The sequence below is a fragment of the Streptomyces sp. NPDC022910 genome (assembly GCF_055561075.1).
Window position 1 is genome coordinate 1 of sequence record NZ_JBVHHL010000022.1, and the last position, 15,477, is coordinate 15,477.

The 15,477-nt window shown below is 71.1% G+C and carries 14 protein-coding genes and 3 pseudogenes; 11 read left to right on the plus strand and 6 right to left on the minus strand.

Going from position 1 to position 15,477, the window contains the following annotated elements:
• The 5 genes from pgi to ACZ3TS_RS21430 form a co-directional block, all read left to right on the plus strand.
• A partial coding sequence (pgi, locus tag ACZ3TS_RS21410) for a glucose-6-phosphate isomerase (RefSeq protein WP_467620109.1) occupies positions 1-1,109 on the plus strand: 1,109 nt, incomplete at its 5' end.
• Positions 1,110-1,115: 6 nt separating this feature from the next.
• A complete protein-coding gene (gene gnd, locus ACZ3TS_RS21415; protein ID WP_467620112.1) occupies positions 1,116-1,997 on the plus strand; it encodes a phosphogluconate dehydrogenase (NAD(+)-dependent, decarboxylating) in 882 nt (293 codons plus the stop codon).
• Positions 1,998-2,003: 6 nt separating this feature from the next.
• Positions 2,004-2,606, plus strand: a complete 603-nt coding sequence (locus tag ACZ3TS_RS21420) for a histidine phosphatase family protein (RefSeq protein WP_467620113.1) — start codon at positions 2,004-2,006, stop codon at positions 2,604-2,606.
• Between the two features lie 83 nt (positions 2,607-2,689).
• On the plus strand, positions 2,690-3,145 hold the full coding sequence (locus ACZ3TS_RS21425; protein ID WP_467620116.1) for a tellurite resistance TerB family protein: 456 nt from the start codon (positions 2,690-2,692) through the stop codon (positions 3,143-3,145).
• 242 nt (positions 3,146-3,387) lie between these two features.
• Complete coding sequence (locus tag ACZ3TS_RS21430; RefSeq protein WP_467620118.1) at positions 3,388-4,668, plus strand: MFS transporter; 1,281 nt, start codon at positions 3,388-3,390, stop codon at positions 4,666-4,668.
• A 70-nt stretch (positions 4,669-4,738) separates the two neighbouring features.
• On the opposite strand, the gene ACZ3TS_RS21435 is transcribed toward ACZ3TS_RS21430, so the two are convergent.
• Both ACZ3TS_RS21435 and ACZ3TS_RS21440 read right to left on the minus strand, forming a co-directional pair.
• Positions 4,739-6,529, minus strand: coding sequence for a bifunctional sugar phosphate isomerase/epimerase/4-hydroxyphenylpyruvate dioxygenase family protein (locus ACZ3TS_RS21435; protein WP_467620120.1), 1,791 nt, complete (start codon positions 6,527-6,529; stop codon positions 4,739-4,741).
• Positions 6,530-6,562: 33 nt separating this feature from the next.
• Positions 6,563-7,438 carry a shikimate dehydrogenase gene (locus tag ACZ3TS_RS21440; RefSeq protein ID WP_467620122.1) on the minus strand — a complete coding sequence of 292 codons (876 nt, stop codon included), beginning with the start codon at positions 7,436-7,438 and terminating at the stop codon, positions 6,563-6,565.
• Positions 7,439-7,587: 149 nt separating this feature from the next.
• Between ACZ3TS_RS21440 and ACZ3TS_RS21445 the strand changes: the two genes are divergently transcribed.
• Complete coding sequence (locus ACZ3TS_RS21445) at positions 7,588-8,253, plus strand: TetR/AcrR family transcriptional regulator (protein WP_467620124.1); 666 nt, start codon at positions 7,588-7,590, stop codon at positions 8,251-8,253.
• Positions 8,254-8,482: 229 nt separating this feature from the next.
• Positions 8,483-9,835: an MFS transporter gene (locus ACZ3TS_RS21450; RefSeq protein WP_467620127.1), complete on the plus strand. Its 1,353-nt coding sequence runs from the start codon at positions 8,483-8,485 to the stop codon at positions 9,833-9,835.
• Between the two features lie 474 nt (positions 9,836-10,309).
• On the opposite strand, the gene ACZ3TS_RS21455 is transcribed toward ACZ3TS_RS21450, so the two are convergent.
• Together ACZ3TS_RS21455 and ACZ3TS_RS21460 are read right to left on the minus strand one after the other, a co-directional pair.
• Complete coding sequence (locus ACZ3TS_RS21455; RefSeq protein WP_467620129.1) at positions 10,310-10,660, minus strand: VOC family protein; 351 nt, start codon at positions 10,658-10,660, stop codon at positions 10,310-10,312.
• A 51-nt stretch (positions 10,661-10,711) separates the two neighbouring features.
• Complete coding sequence (locus ACZ3TS_RS21460; protein WP_467620131.1) at positions 10,712-11,122, minus strand: VOC family protein; 411 nt, start codon at positions 11,120-11,122, stop codon at positions 10,712-10,714.
• Between the two features lie 105 nt (positions 11,123-11,227).
• On the opposite strand from ACZ3TS_RS21460, the pseudogene ACZ3TS_RS21465 reads away from it, so the two are divergent.
• Positions 11,228-11,671: pseudogene (locus tag ACZ3TS_RS21465) on the plus strand (NAD-binding protein); the annotation flags it as partial.
• Here the strand turns inward: ACZ3TS_RS21465 and ACZ3TS_RS21470 are convergent.
• Positions 11,668-12,117, minus strand: coding sequence for a PPOX class F420-dependent oxidoreductase (locus ACZ3TS_RS21470; protein WP_467620132.1), 450 nt, complete (start codon positions 12,115-12,117; stop codon positions 11,668-11,670). The pseudogene ACZ3TS_RS21465 and the gene ACZ3TS_RS21470 overlap by 4 nt on opposite strands.
• 74 nt (positions 12,118-12,191) lie before the next feature.
• On the opposite strand from ACZ3TS_RS21470, the gene ACZ3TS_RS21475 reads away from it, so the two are divergent.
• The 3 genes and pseudogenes from ACZ3TS_RS21475 (at position 12,192) to ACZ3TS_RS21485 (ending at position 14,964) form a co-directional block, all read left to right on the plus strand.
• A complete protein-coding gene (locus ACZ3TS_RS21475) occupies positions 12,192-12,770 on the plus strand; it encodes a TetR/AcrR family transcriptional regulator (protein WP_467620133.1) in 579 nt (192 codons plus the stop codon).
• Positions 12,767-13,674, plus strand: a pseudogene (locus tag ACZ3TS_RS21480) (MFS transporter). Before ACZ3TS_RS21475 ends, ACZ3TS_RS21480 begins: the two are co-directional and overlap by 4 nt.
• Positions 13,675-13,737: 63 nt before the next feature.
• Positions 13,738-14,964, plus strand: coding sequence for a serine hydrolase domain-containing protein (locus ACZ3TS_RS21485; protein WP_467620135.1), 1,227 nt, complete (start codon positions 13,738-13,740; stop codon positions 14,962-14,964).
• A 163-nt stretch (positions 14,965-15,127) separates the two neighbouring features.
• Here the strand turns inward: ACZ3TS_RS21485 and ACZ3TS_RS21490 are convergent.
• Positions 15,128-15,455, minus strand: a pseudogene (locus ACZ3TS_RS21490) (FAD-dependent oxidoreductase); the annotation flags it as partial.
• Positions 15,456-15,477 lie beyond the last annotated feature (22 nt).

Sequence of the window (15,477 nt, forward strand, 5' to 3'; positions counted from 1 at the left end):
AGGCCACGCGGGATCTGGACCCGGCGGAGACGCTGTTCATCGTCGCCTCCAAGACGTTCACCACCATCGAGACGATCACCAACGCGACCTCGGCCAGGTCCTGGCTGCTGAAGGGCCTGGGGGACGGGGGCACCTCCCGCTCGAGCGAAGTCGAGAGTGGGGGAGAAAAGGCGGTCGCCAAGCACTTCGTCGCCCTGTCCACGAACGCCGGCAAGGTCACCGAGTTCGGCATCGACCCGGACAACATGTTCGAGTTCTGGGACTGGGTCGGCGGCCGCTACTCGTACGACTCGGCGATCGGCCTGTCCCTGATGATCGCCATCGGCCCGGAGCGCTTCCGGGAGATGCTCGACGGCTTCCGCATCGTCGACGAGCACTTCAGGACCGCGCCCGCCGAGGCCAACGCCCCGTTGATTCTGGGTCTGCTGGGCATCTGGTACGGCAACTTCTTCGACGCCCAGTCGCACGCCGTGCTGCCGTACTCGCACTACCTGTCCAAGTTCACCGCCTACCTCCAGCAACTCGACATGGAGTCCAACGGCAAGTCCGTGGACCGCGGCGGCAACCCGGTGGAATGGCAGACCGGGCCGGTGGTGTGGGGCACCCCGGGCACCAACGGGCAGCACGCCTACTACCAGTTGCTGCACCAGGGCACCAAGCTGATCCCGGCCGATCTGATCGGCTTCGCCAACCCCGTCGACGAGCTGAGCGACGAACTCAAGGCGCAGCACGACCTGTTGATGGCCAACCTGTTCGCGCAGGGCCAGGCGCTGGCCTTCGGCAAGACCGCCGACGAGGTCCGCGCAGAGGGTGTCCCCCAAGAGCAGGTGCCGCACCGCACCTTCAAGGGCAACCGCCCCACCACCACGATCCTGGCCACCGAGCTGACCCCGTCGGTGCTCGGCCAGCTCATCGCCCTCTACGAGCACAAGGTGTTCGTCCAGGGCGCCGTCTGGAACATCGACTCCTTCGACCAGTGGGGCGTCGAACTCGGCAAGGTCCTCGCCAAGCGCGTAGAACCCGCCCTGACCGAAGGCGCGGACGTGCCCGGTCTCGATCCCTCCACCGCCGCCCTCGTGGCCGCATACCGCACGCTCAGGAAGAAGTGAACTGATATGCAGATCGGACTCATCGGTCTCGGCAAGATGGGCGGCAACATGCGCGAGCGGATCCGCCGCGCGGGCCACACCGTCATCGGCTACGACCACAACCCGGACATCTCCGATGTCAAGCACCTGCCCGAACTGGTCGAGAGCCTCGAAGCACCGCGCGTGGTCTGGGTGATGGTTCCGGCCGGCGGCCCCACCCAGTCCGTCGTCGACGAACTCAAGGACCTGCTGTCCCCCGGTGACATCGTCGTCGACGGGGGCAACTCCCGCTGGACCGACGACGAGAAGCACGCCGCCGAGCTCGGCATCAAGGGCATCGGCTTCGTCGACGCCGGCGTCTCCGGCGGCGTGTGGGGCCTGCAGAACGGCTACGCACTGATGGTCGGCGGCGACAAAGAGCACGTCGGACGTCTCCAGCCGATCTTCGAGGCGCTCAAGCCGGAAGGCCCGTACGGGTACGTCCACGCCGGCCGGGTCGGCGCCGGTCACTTCTCCAAGATGGTCCACAACGGCATCGAGTACGCGATGATGCAGGCCTACGCCGAGGGCTGGGAGCTGCTGGAGAAGGTCAAGTCGGTGGAGAACGTCCGCGAGGTCTTCCGCTCCTGGCAGGAGGGCACCGTCATCCGCTCCTGGCTGCTGGACCTCGCGGTCAACGCCCTCGACGAGGACGAGCACCTGGACAAGCTGCGCGGCTACGCCGAGGACTCCGGCGAGGGCCGCTGGACCGTCGAGGCCGCCATCGACAACGCGGTGCCGCTGCCCGCGATCACCGCGTCGCTCTTCGCGCGGTTCGCGTCCCGGCAGGACGACTCGCCGCAGATGAAGATGATCGCGGCGCTGCGCAACCAGTTCGGCGGCCACGCCGTCGAGTCGGCCAAGGAGTAGTGAGCCGTGGGCGACCTCCTGCTGGTCCGCCACGGCGAAACCGAATGGAGCGTGTCGGGTCAGCACACCAGCCGGACCGATCTCCCGCTCACCCAGCGGGGCGAGGAACAGGCAAAGTCCCTCGCCCCTCTGCTCGCCGGACGCACCTTCGCTCTCACCCTCACCAGCCCCCTCGACCGCGCGATACGCACCGCGGAACTCGCCGGTCTGTCCGGGGTCCCCGACCCCGAGCTGCACGAGTGGGACTACGGCGGCTACGAGGGGATCACCACCGCCGAGATTCACCGCACTCGGCCCGACTGGTACCTGTGGACCGACGGGGTGGCGCCGGGCCCGCCCGGACATCCGGGCGAGTCGCCGGACGAGGTGGGGGCGCGCGCCGACCGGGTGTTGGCCCGTATCGCACCCGCCCTCGCCGAAGGAGACGTGATCCTGGTGGCCCACGCCCACTTCCTGCGCGTGCTCACCGCCCGGCACCTCGGACTCACGGCCGCCGAGGGTCGGCTGTTCCAGCTCGCGACGGGCACGGTCAGCCGGCTCTCCACCGAGCACGGCCGGCCCGTGGTCGCGGAATGGAACACGGCCGGAACTTCTGCTGCTCCCCGCTAGTTCCTTCTACCTTGCTGTAGAAACGAGAGAGGTCACGGCCCGCCCATCGGGGCGGGCCGCCCTCGACAACGTTGGGAGTTCTCATGGCCCTGTGGGACCGCATCAAGGAATCCGCCTCGACGATGCAGACCCAGCTCGTGGCGAAGAAGAACGATCTGAAGAGCGGGGCGTTCCGCGACGCGAGCATGGCGATGTGCGCGCTCGTGGCGGCCGCGGACGGCACGGTGGACCCGTCAGAGCGCCAGCGTGTGGCCCAACTCATCGCCACCAATGAGGTGTTGCAGAACTTTCCGGCCGACGACCTGCGCCGCCGCTTCGAGGACAACCTGAACAAGCTGACCGCCGACTTCGCCTTCGGCAAGGTCAGCGTGCTCCAGGAGATCGGCAAGGCGAAGAAGAAGCCCGCCGAGGCGCGTGCGGTGATCCAGATCGGCATCGTCATCGGCGGCGCCGACGGCAACTTCGACAAGGACGAGCAGGCGATCGTCCGGGAGGCGTGCTTCGCGCTCGACCTGCCGCCGCACGAGTTCGACCTCTAGCCCGCCGGCCGAGATCTCTCGACCGGCCGCCTTTCCGCCCGGGCCACGGGACATGGCCGAACTCGCCGACCACCCACGGTGGGGCGAGGGCGCCGGCGTAGTGGCCCGGGCCGAGTACATCATCACAACGCCGTCCGCTTCCCGGCGCGGAGACGGGGCGGGTGACGGGCTCCCACCGGCGTTACGAGCACTTGTGGTCTAGACCTTGAAACGGGCCCGCGTCGGCGTCACCATGGCCGATCATGGACGTGTCCGTCACCGCACCCGCCCGCCTCTGGACCCGTAACTTCGCCCTCTACTTCACCGCCCGCATCGTGTCGATGCTCGGTGACGCGATGGTCCCGGTCGCGACGGCCGTCGCCATGCTCTCCCTCGGGTACGGAGTGAGCGGGGTCGGCTTCACGCTCGCGGCCTGGATGGGGGCGTTCGCCCTCTTCGTCGTGTTCGGCGGGGTCTTCGCGGACCGGTTCCACCCGAGGCCGATGATGATCGGCTCGGACGTCGTGCGCTGCCTGATCCAGGTATCGCTCGCGGTCTGCCTGGGTCTCGGGCACCCGCCGCTGTGGTTCATCATCGCCGGATCGCTGCTCGGCGGGATCGCCACCGCGATGTTCCAGCCGGGCCTCACCAGCCTGGTGCCGCAGATCGCCGCCGATCCGCGGCAGGCCAACGGAGTGCTGCGGGTGAGCCAGGGGATCGCCACGATGGCCGGGCCCACGCTCGCCGGACTGCTCGTCGCCACCACCTCCGTGTCCTGGGTGTTCTCGCTCGACGCGGCCACCTTCGCGGTCAGCGGGATCTGTCTGCTGGCCCTGCGGCTGCCGCCGTTCACGGTGGACCGGTCGGCCTCCACACTGGCGAACCTGCGCGCCGGCTGGGTCGAGTTCCGCTCCCGGTCGTGGTTGTGGGGCGTCATCCTGATCTGGTGGGTGCTCGGCGTGTTCGTCTGGGGGCCGCTCACCCCGCTCGGCGCGGCCTCCGTCATCGCCGAGCACGGCAAGGCGGCGTTCGGTTACGCCGAGGGCGCGTTCGGGGCCGGCTGCGTCATCGGCGGTCTGGTGGCGATCCGGATCCGCCCGTCCCGGCCGTTGTTCGGCGGCGGGCTCGCGATGTTCCTGTTCCCGCTGATGCCGCTGTCGGCGGCCCTGGTTCCCGCCCTGCCGCTGCTCATGCTCGGCTACGGGGTGAGCGGCATCGGCTGGGCCTTCTGGGGCGTCCAGTGGGCCACTGCGGTGCAGACGCAGGTCCCACTGGACCGGCTGAACCGGGTGGCCGCCTACGAGGTCGCCGGCTCGATCCTCGCCGTCCCCCTCGGGCAGACGGTCTCCGGCCCCGCGAGTACGGTCTTCGGCGTGCACCCCCTGCTGCTGGTCGCCGCGGTGACCGGCCTCGGCTGCGCCGCCGCCCTCGTCGCAGTACCCCCGATCCGCCGTCTCCGCCTGTCTCCGGGCGCCGGCGTGAACGGGCGGTTCCAGGGGCGTCCGGTACGCCAGGGTGCCGCGGACGCCGAGGAGTGCTCGTGAAGCGGTCCGCGGGGCCCTGGCAAGCCGTGGGGGTGAACTCCTCGGCGGTGGTGGCCGTACCTGCCTGCCGTCAGCCCACGGGCCGCCCCGCCTGCTGCGCCGCGAGCCGCACCGGCGCGTTCCGGGCCCCGTAGCCCCGGTATCCGCAGTCCCGCTGGACCAGTTCGAAGAAGACGCGGCCGACGGTGTGCGTGTAGCAGTGGCGGAAGGTGCCGTACGCGTCACGGTCGTAGAGGATGCCGAGGTCGCGGTACGTCTCCAGCTCGCCGTCGGCGAACTCGTGGTGCGCCGCCAGGTCGTCGTAGTAGTTCGCGGACACCTTGAGGAGCCGGCCGCCCGCCTCGCGGAAGCGCCGGGCGGCCGCGACCACGTCCCCGGTGGCGAGCGCGATGTGCTGGGCGCGGGCGCCGTCGTCGGTGGGCGCGGGCCCGACGCCCAGCGCGATGCGCACGCTGCCGTCCGCGTTGGTGACGGCACGGCTGCGGTGCAGTCCGTACGGGTCGGCGACGTCGACGCTCTCCTGGGCGTGCAGTCCGAGCACGCTGCGGTGGAAGAGAGCCGCCTCGTCGAACTGGTGCCAGGGCTGGGTGAGAGCGAGGTGGTCGATGCGGTCGATGCCGGGGGCCGCGGTGCTGTCCGGGACGTCCTCGAAGTCGCCCCGCCAGCTGGGGAGTCCGGGGCGGCCGGTCGCGCAGAAGAACAACTCCGTGCCGTCGGGCGCGGCCACCGCGTCGAGCGGCGCGTCCGCCAGAGCGCGGCGGCGCGGCAGGACGGGGGCGAGGAGGGCCTCGGCGCGGCGGGCGGCGCCCGCCGGATCCGGTGACTCCAGGCCGATGGCGGCGAGCGCGGTCCCGTCGCGGCGCGCGCCCGGACCGGTGTTCACCAGGACGCGGGCCGCACCCTGTTCCCAGAGGTCCACGGGCTTCGTGCGGTGCCGGGCCGTCCGGGCGAAGCCGAGCGCACCGAGGACCGCGGAGACCGGCTCGACGTCCGGGGTGACCAGTTCGGCGAAGGCGACACCGGTCGGCACGACGGGCGGGGGCGGGATCGTCAGGCCGGTCGCCTCCTGGAGGACGAGGAGGGAGCGGCGGGCGTCCACGGCGGTGGGTCCCGCCTCGGCCTGCCGGAAGACGTCGTTGAAGACCTCCAGCGACAGCGGCCCGGTGTAGCCGGCGCGGAGCACGTACCCGAGGAGCCCGGCGACGTCGAAACCGCCCTGCCCTGGGAAGCAGCGGTAGTGGCGGCTCCACTGCAGGACGTCCATCGCCATCAGCGGGGCGTCGGCCAGTTGCAGGAAGAAGATCTTCTCTCCGGGTATGTCCTCGATGCCCTTGGGGTCGCTGCCCCGGGCGAGGATGTGGAAGCTGTCCAGACAGGTGCCGAGGGCGGGGTGGTCGGCTGCCTCGACGATGCGCCACGCGTGGTCGTACGTGCTGACGTGCCCTCCCCAGGCCAGCGCCTCGTAGGCGACGCGGATCCCGAAGTCCTGTGCGAGCTCGGCGAGTTTACGCAGCTGTTCGGCCGCGAGCGCGTCGTCGTCCTCGGCGAGCGGGCAGACGCTGGAGCAGACCAGGACGGTGTCCGCGCCGAGCCGGTTCATCAACTCGAACTTGTGCCGGGCCCGGCGCAGATTCCGCTCGAACTCGTCCGCGGGCACGGCCTCGATGTCCCGCATGGGCTGGTAGAGGTCGATGGTCAGACCGAGGTCGGCGCAGCGGGCCCGGACCTCCTCGGGGCTCAGGGGACCGGCCAGCAGATCGTTCTCGAAGATCTCGACGCCGTCGAAGCCGGCCCGGGAGGCGGCCGTGAGCTTCTCGGTCAGGGATCCGCTGAGCGAGACGGTGGCGATGGACGTACGCACGATGACCCTTCCTCCGGTTGCGGACGTCTGCGGCTACTTGCGGACGCCCGCGGCGCCGGCCAGCTCCGCGATGTCCGCGAGCATGCGGGTGCTGTCGGGTTCCCGCCCGGTGAACAGACGGAACGCGTCCACGGCCTGGAAGGCGGCCATGCCGCCGCCGTCGAGCGTGGCGCACCCGAGCGCGCGGGCGGTACGCAGCAGTTCGGTCTCCAGCGGGCGGTAGACGACCTCGGCGACCCACAGCCCGGGGTGCAGCAGCTCGGCGGGGAGCGGCATTCCGGGGTGGGCGGCCATGCCGGTGGGCGTGGCGTGCACGATTCCGTCGGCGCCCGTCAGCAGTGCGGGCAGCGCGTGGGGGTCGGCCGGGGCCGCACGGCCGGCCCCGAAGTGCCGGTCGAGGGAGGCGGCGAGGCCCGCGGCGCGCTCGGGCAGTGCGTCGACGACGGTGACATGTCCGGCGCCGAGCGTCAGCAGGGCGTGCGCGACGGCGGCTCCCGCACCGCCCGCGCCCAGCTGCACCACCCGCTCGAGGGGGGCGTCGGGCAGCCCCCGGGCGAAGGAGGCGGCGAATCCGGTGACATCCGTGTTGTGTCCGACGGCCCGGCCGTCCTCGAAGACGACGGTGTTGACCGCGCCGAGCGCCTCGGCCTGCGGGGCGAGCCCGTCGAGATGGGGGATGACGAGCTGCTTGCACGGATGTGTGATGTTCAGTCCGTCGAAGCCGAGATCGCGGGCTGCCCGGACGAGATCGCCCACGGCTTCGGGACCGACACCGAGCCGGTCGATGTCGATCAGCCGGTACAGACAGCGCAGCCCCTGGCGTTCGGCCTCCCGCTCGTGGAGGGCGGGGCTGAGCGAGGGACCGATGCCCGAGCCGATGAGGCCGACGAGATACGAGTCCTGAGGCACGACGGTCCTCCTGAGTAATGTACGAACTAGTACGTTAGTAATAGCAGCAATCCGACGACCAGGGAAGACCTCCTCGGCACCGCGAGGCGAGCAGCCTTCTACAATCGCGGGCACGCCCCATGGACTCGCCCCTCGCACGAAGGAACCCGATGACCAGCGTCGACGAACCGGCACGACCAGGCGGCCGCATCCGCGACGCCGCCCGCACGAAGGCCGAGATCCTCGACGTGGCGACGCAGGAGTTCGCGCGTGCCGGGTACGACGGGGCCCGCGTCGACGAGATCGCCGCCCGCACCCGCACCACGAAGCGGATGATCTACTACTACTTCGGCGGCAAGGAGCAGCTGTTCACGGCCGTCCTGGAGCGGGCGTACGGGGTGATCCGCCAGGCCGAGCAGGAACTGGACGTCGAGCACCTGGACCCCGTGGCGGCCATCCGCCGGCTCGCCGAGGTCACCTTCGACCACCACGAGGCGCACCCCGACTTCATCCGGCTCGTCAGCATCGAGAACATCCACGACGCCGAGCACATCGCCGCCTCCGAGGAACTGGGCTCGATCGGCTCGCCCGCGCTGGAGGTGACCGGCCGCATCCTCGAGGCGGGCCGGAAGTCGGGGCTGTTCACGGCCGACGTCGACGCCGTCGACCTGCACGCGCTGATCAGCTCGTTCTGCTTCTTCCGGGTCGCCAACCGGCACACGTTCGGCGCGCTCTTCGGCCGCGACCTGGTCGCCGCCGACCAGCGCGAGCACTATCGCAGAATGCTCGGCGACATGGTCATCGCCTATCTGACGGCGGACCGCACCGAGGGCTGAGCGGGACCCTCGCCCGCAGATCCTTCCGCACGGACCCTTGACACCCGGGAAACCTCGGCGCAACATCGCTGGCCAAACCACTACTAACTATCCAGTGGGTTAATTAGCCGGACGCGAGCGAGCCGAAAGAGCTGCGCGCCCGGCGCCGCCGACCCGTCACCCCAGGGATTCGGCACTTCTCCCCTCCGCTCACTCCACTTACGTTGGAGTCCCCTCGAAGGAGCACGCCGTGTCTGTCCCCGCCGCACCCCCGGACGCCCCGCCCGGCCAGCCGAAGAAGGCTGCGACGGCCGCCTGGATCGGCAGCGCCCTGGAGTACTACGACTTCTTCATCTACGGCAGCGCGGCGGCACTGATCTTCCCGAAGGTCTTCTTCGACGCCTCCGACCCGGCCACCGCGACCCTGCTCTCCCTGGCCACCTTCGGCGTCGCGTATGCGGCCCGCCCGGTCGGCGCGCTCTTCCTCGGCCACTTCGGCGACCGCCTCGGCCGTAAGAAGATCATGGTCTTCACCCTGATCCTGATGGGCCTGTCGACGTTCCTCATCGGCTGTCTGCCCACCCGCGCCCAGGTCGGCGGCCTCGCGCCGGTCCTGCTGGTGCTCTGCCGCGTCCTGCAGGGCGTCTCGGCGGCGGGCGAGCAGGCCAGCGCCAGCTCCATGAGCCTGGAGCACGCGCCGCCGCACCGGCGCGGCTTCTTCACCAGCTTCACGCTCAGCGGCACCCAGGGCGGTCAGCTCATCGCCACGCTCGTGTTCATCCCCATCGCCGCGCTGCCCGAGGACCGGCTGCTGTCCTGGGGCTGGCGGTTCCCGTTCTGGCTGAGCGTCGCGGTCGCCGTCGTCGGCTACGTCATCCGCCGCCGCCTGGAGGAGACTCCGGCCTTCGCCCGGCAGGCCGCCACCGAGGGCGTCGTCCGGCTGCCCCTGGCGGTGCTGCTGCGCGAGCACTGGGCGGATGTGCTGCGGGTGATCGCAGGCGCCCTCATCGCCTCGGTCAGCACCATCTTCACCGTGTGGGCGCTCGCCTACGCGACGAGCGACTCGGTCGGCATGTCCCGCTCCTCGATGCTGTGGGCGAGCGCACTCGCCAACCTCGTGGCGCTCGCGGCCATCCCCCTGTGGGCCACGCTCTCCGACCGCATCGGCCGCCGCCCGGTGTACCTGATCGGCGCGGTCGGCAGCGCCGTGGCGATGTTCCTGTACCTGTGGGCGATCTCGACCGGCTCCTACCCGCTGACCCTGGTCCTGGCCATCGTCGCCTTCGGCGTCGTCTACAGCGCCGCGAACGGCGTCTGGCCGTCCTTCTACGGCGAGATGTTCTCCACCCGGGTGCGGCTGTCCGGTATGGCGATCGGCACGCAGATCGGCTTCGCGGTCGCCGGGTTCGCGGTCACGTTCGCCGCGCAGATCGCGGGACCGAACGGCGACGACTGGTTCTCGGTGGCCCTGTTCAGCGCGGCCCTGTGCCTGCCGCCGGTGGTCGCCGCTCTGACCGCCCGCGAGACGCACAGGGTGCCCACCGAGCGGCTCGGCGAGCGCCCCGCCCGCGAGGCCGCGAGCCGGGAGACGGTCACCGCCTGAGATCCCGCGTCACCCGGGTCCCCGACTCCACCGGCCTCTTCGGCGGCCCGGGTCCGTCTCCCGCCCGACGTACATCGCGCCCGCCCGTCGCCCGGCATCCGGGGGGCCGCAACCCCTGCAGCGTTCACGTCATCCGGGCGCCCCAGCCTGGCGCCATGTCCCGTCGCCGGCCCTGCCGCCCGGTGCGCGCCTGGGCTGGCCGACGGGACGGTCCTGTTCACCGGGCGGGTACCGCACGGCCAGGTGCGGTCCTACCACGCCGTACTGGATGTGTTCGCGGCTGCGCAGTCCTGAGAGCCGGCATGCGTGGGGCACCGCCGCCCGGGCGTCCGTCGCCCGTGACCGCACCTGGCCGCGGGTCGCCGCCACGACCCGCGCCGCCTATCACGCACTCGGATGCCTCTGAGGCGACCGGTTCTGCATCCGGCCGCTCCGAACGCGGGTTGCACAGACCGTGCCGACGGCACCGACGGGTCAAAGGTCGTGCGCCACAGGGTGGAGCGGCTCGTACAGGCTGATGTCGCCTCCGCCGGGGAGCCGCAGGCTGGTGACCCGGCCCCAGCGCGCCTCGGTGACCGGGCGGGTGAACACGACGCCTTTCGCGACGAGTTCGGCCATCGTGGCGTCGAGGTCCTCGCACATCAGCATCAGCTCGTGCGCGGGCTCGCCCTCCGCCGGATGGAACGCGACCTCGGCCGGCGGGGCCTTGAAGACTAGCCATCCGTGCCCCGCGTCGACATGCGCCCAACCGAGGACGTTCCGGAAGAAGATCCGGTCCGCCTCGGCGTCGCGGGAGTAGATCACGACGTGCGCCCCATTGATCACGAGCGGAGGCTAGCGGCAACGGACGGGACAACCCGACACGGCACGCCGGGCCTATGCACTGGACCAGCCTCGCCGGCACAGCACCAGCCGGTAGCCGTCGGGGTTCTCGATCGTGACGCCCCACTCGTTCCAGTAGGGGTTGGGCGAGAGCACGTGCTTGCCGCCGTGCTCCTCCAGCCGGGCGACCAGTTCTTCCGGCACCGGCTCGTCGAGACAGCGGACGAGGACGTCTTCCTCGGTGAGGCGGGGCGCGACCGGACGGGCGGCCTCGTGGACGAGTTCCAGGTGCCAGGAGGCCTCCGGCCATCCGAGCATCAGCAGGTCGTGCTCGCCGGGTTCCGGACCGCCTTCGGCGCGGTACACCACCGACAGCCCGAGCCCCGCGGTCCAGAACCGCTCGGCTGCGCCCAGGTCCCGCGACGGGCGGGCGATCCGGATGTGACGGTGACCGTCGACCGGCATGGTCTTCTCCTCACGGACGGCGCGAAGGGCGGACGGTGCCCCGCCCGCAGCCCAGGAGAGCGGTGATCGCCGGGCATCGGCCGTCGGCCCTGCGCCGGAAGGCTGCCGCTGCTCGCTCCCATGTGCCGCGAGACGTTCCACTGCGGGCCCGCGCCGAACGCCCTGCTGATGAAGCTCTCGGTCAATCTGTTTCTGATCACACTGGTGACCGGGCTCTCGGAGGCGTACCACTTCGCGGAACGGCACGGCCTCGACCGACGCCTCTTCCTGGACGTCCTGGACGCGGGGCCCATGGCCAGCGGGGTCTCCCGAATGAAGGCCCCCAAGCTGCACGCACGCGACTTCGCGGTGCAGGCGGCGGCCCAGGACGTCCTGAAGAACAACCGGCTGATCGCCGAGGCCGCCCGTAAGACGGGCGTCGCCTCGCCGCTCCTCGACGTCTGCCACGCCCTCTTCGAGGAGACCGTGACGCTGGGGTACGGCGGTGAGGACATGGTGGCCGTCCTGCGCGCGATCGAGGCCCGTACCGCAGACGGCCTCCCGGGCTAGCCGTTGTCGGCACCCTTGGGGATGCCGTACGCCCGCTCCACCCTCAGCCGCAGCACCAGGCGTCCGTCGCGGACCATGGCGGCGCGGTAGTCGTCCCAGTCGGGGTGCTCGCCAAGGACGTCGCGGTAGAGCCGGACGAGTTCCTCGACGGTCTCGTCGTAGGGGTCCCGCGCGACCGGTGAGAGGTCGGCCGTGCCCTCGGCGACCGTGTACGCCCACCGATCGCCGCTGGTGACGTGGTACGAGGCCCGAGTGTCGCGGCGCAGGTTGCGGGTCTTGGCACGGTCGTCCGTGATCGAGACGCGGATGACGCGCTCATCCGGGTCGTAGGCGTGGCTCACGTTCGACAACTGGGGCCGGCCGTCGCGTTTGAGGGTGACCAGCACCCCGGCGTGGCCCTCGGCGAGCAGTGCGAGCAGCGCGTTCTGCGTGGCGTCCTGAGTCATACACGGTCAACCCCTCCAGAGCCGCCGCACATTCCCCAGTAGACAGTGTCTACCAAGCTTGGTAGACACTGTCTATGACTGATCAGGAGACGGGGCTGCGGGCCCGGCTGGTCGACGTCGGCGTCGATCTGGTGAGCGCCGAGGGCGTGCAGGCGCTGACCCTGCGGGAGATCGCCCGGCGGGCGGGGGTTTCGCACGGCGCCCCACGCCGCTACTTCCCCACCCATCTGGAACTGCTGTCGGCCATCGCGCGCCGCGGCTTCACCGACCTGGCGGCGCGGGCGGACGAGGTGGTCGGCGATGCCGCGGCGAGCCCCCGGGAACAGCTCACGGCTCTGGGCCACGCCTATCTGGACTTCGCGCTCACCCACCGAGGCATGCACGAACTGATGTTCCGTCATGATCTGCTGGACAGCGGCCACCTGGGGCTGCGCGAGACGAGCCTTCCGCTGTTCTCCCTGCTGGTGGACCTGGTCGGCCGGGCCAGGCCCGACGACGACGCACCGCTCGTCGCGGGCTCCCTGCTGGCGAACCTCCACGGCATCGCGCAGCTGTGGACCTGGGGCAGCCTGCAACTCACCACGGGCGCCGTCGACTTCGTCCCCCTGCTGCGCACCGCACTGGACGCGCACCTCGGGCCGGACGACCGGTGAGCCCGCACCACCGGGGACCGACGCTCGCGGGCAGTGTCGTCGGCGCGGTGATCGTCGCCCTGGACGGCACCGTGCTCACGGTCGCGCAGCCCACCCTGCAACGGGATCTGCACGCCTCGCTCACCCAGGTGCAGTGGACCAGCACCGGCTATCTCATCGCGGTGGCCGGCCTGTTGGTCTTCGCCGGCCGTCTCGGTGACCGCCACGGCCACCGACGAATGTTCGCCTGGGCATGGTCGGCTTCGGCGCGGCCTCCAGAACGCCGCACCGCCGACCCGCTGTTGCCGACGGACGTACTCGGCCGGGCGGCCGTCGGATCCGCGCTGGGGCTGCTGGTGGCCGCGTCGGCGGCGACGCTCGGCGCGCTGTTCGTGTGCAGCTATGTGCTGCAGGAGGTACTCGGCCTCGACCCGCTGCGGACCGCGCTGCGCGCGCCCTGCCGGGACCTGTGGCCATGGTGCTGGGCGCGCCCGTGACGGCCGTCCTCATGCGCCGGTACGGTCCGCGCCGCACGGCCGGAACCGCCGCGGTGCTCCTCACTCTCGGCGTGCTCGTGCTGTCCCGCCTCGGGGAGGCATCCCCGGCCGTCTGGGCGGGAATGGGATTCCTGCTGGTGGGCGGCGGTTTCGGCACAGTGATGGTGACAGCGACCGCCGTCGTCGTCCGGCAGGTGCCCGCCGCGTCGGCCGGGGTGGCAGGCGGGCTGCAGCAGACGGCGCTCAACGTGGGCCCCACGCTGGGCGTGGCCGCGAGCACGCTGATGACGTGCACGAACACGGCGCCTCGGCCCACGCTCGCGGTCCTCGCCTGCGTGTCCCTGCTCGGCGTGCCGCTTGCCCTCAGGCTGCCCGGCCCGTCTGTGATCCGGGCCACCACCAGGGAGGGATCGGCCCGGGTTCCGTAGCGAACCATGAAATGTTGGACCCGGGAACCCCGGGACGGCACCGGGAGAGACCGGAGGAGAACGATGGGACACCTGCGGCAAGAGGTGGAGCCCTACGAGGTCGGCCTCGACCCCAAGGCGCTGGCCCGCCTCGACCAGTACTTCGCCCACCAGGTCGACGACGGCCGGCTGCCCGGCTACCTGGTGGCCGTCTCCCGGCACGGCCGCATCGCCCACCTCACCACGTACGGACACCGCGACGTCCGGGAACGGCTTCCGGTCGAGACCGACACGATGTGGCGGATGTACTCGATGACCAAGCCGGTGACGTCGGTCGCCGCGCTGATCCTCATGGAGGAGGGCCGCTTCGGGCTCGACACGCCCGTCGCCGACTTCCTGCCGGCCTTCGCCGATCCACAGGTGTACGTCGACGGCTCGGGCCCGGCCACCCGGACCCGTCCCGCCGAGCGGCCGATCCTGGTCCGCCATCTGCTGACGCACACGGCAGGTCTGACCTTCGACTTCTACCACTCGCACCCCGTCGACGCCCTGTACCGGGCGGCGGGCATCGAGTCGTCGGTGGTGCCCGGCACGACCCTGGCGCAGACCTGCGAGGTGTACGCGCGGCTACCGCTGCAGTTCGAACCGGGCAGCCAGTGGAACTACTCGGTGGCGACCAATGTGCTGGGCCGGCTCGTCGAGGTGGTGTCGGGCCAGGACCTGGACGACTTCCTCGCCGAACGGATCTTCGCTCCGCTGGGCATGAGGGACGCGGGCCTGTGCGTCACCGAGGCCCAGGCGCCCCGGCTCGCGGAGTTGTACGGCGAGACGGAGGACGGCGGCATCACACCGATCCCCGGCCTGCCCCTGCACGGTCGGCCCCGTTTCCTCTCCGGCAGCGGCGGCCTGGTGGCGACGGCGCACGACTACCACCGCTTCATGGAGTTCCTCCGCCGCCGCGGCGAACTGGACGGCACCCGGCTGCTGAGTGCCGACACGGTCGCCTCCATGGCCTCGAACCATCTGCCGGGCGACGCCGACATGCGCTCCTACGGCAGCCAGGTCCACCGCGATCCCGGCAAGGCGGGCCTCGGCTTCGGCCTGGGTGTCTCCGTCGTCACGGAGCCCGAACTCACCCGATCGCCCGCGGTTCTGGGCGCGTTCGGCTGGAGCGGGGTGGCCACCACCACGTTCTGGGTGGACCCGCACCACGATCTGACGGTGCAGTTCCTGACCCAGCTCAGGCCCACAGGCTCGCACACCGTCTACCCGGAACTGAAGCGGCTCGTGCACGAGGCCGTGACCGGCTGACCCCGACTGCCAGGAGATCGAGGGGGCAAGACCCGACTCCCGGGCCGCCGGCACCAGGTCGAGGACCGCGTCGGACACATGGCTGGAGCAGGCGAAGTGAGCCCCCTGTTCCACGCACACGCCGAGCAGGGCCGCGTGTCCGGGCGTCGGCAGCATTCGACGCTCAGGGGCTGACGTCGACGAAGGGTACGCGTCCCAGGCAGAGATCCCTCAGGACCTCGCCGACGGCGGGCCCCTGGAGGAGGCCGTGGCCGGAGAAACCGGTGGCGTAAAGGAAGCAGGAGGGCGAACCCGCCTCGTCGATCAGCGCGTTGTGGTGCGGAGTGATCTCGTACAGGCCGGCCCGGCCGCCGGTGTGCCGTAGCTCGAGCAGAGCGGGTGCCCGGCGTTCCATCGCCGCGCACAACCGTGGGATCCAGCGGTCATGGGGCTCGGTGGCGAATCCGGGCCGCTTCGTCGGGATCGGACATGCCGACGAGCAGGGCCGGGCCCAAGGACGTCACCACGGAATCG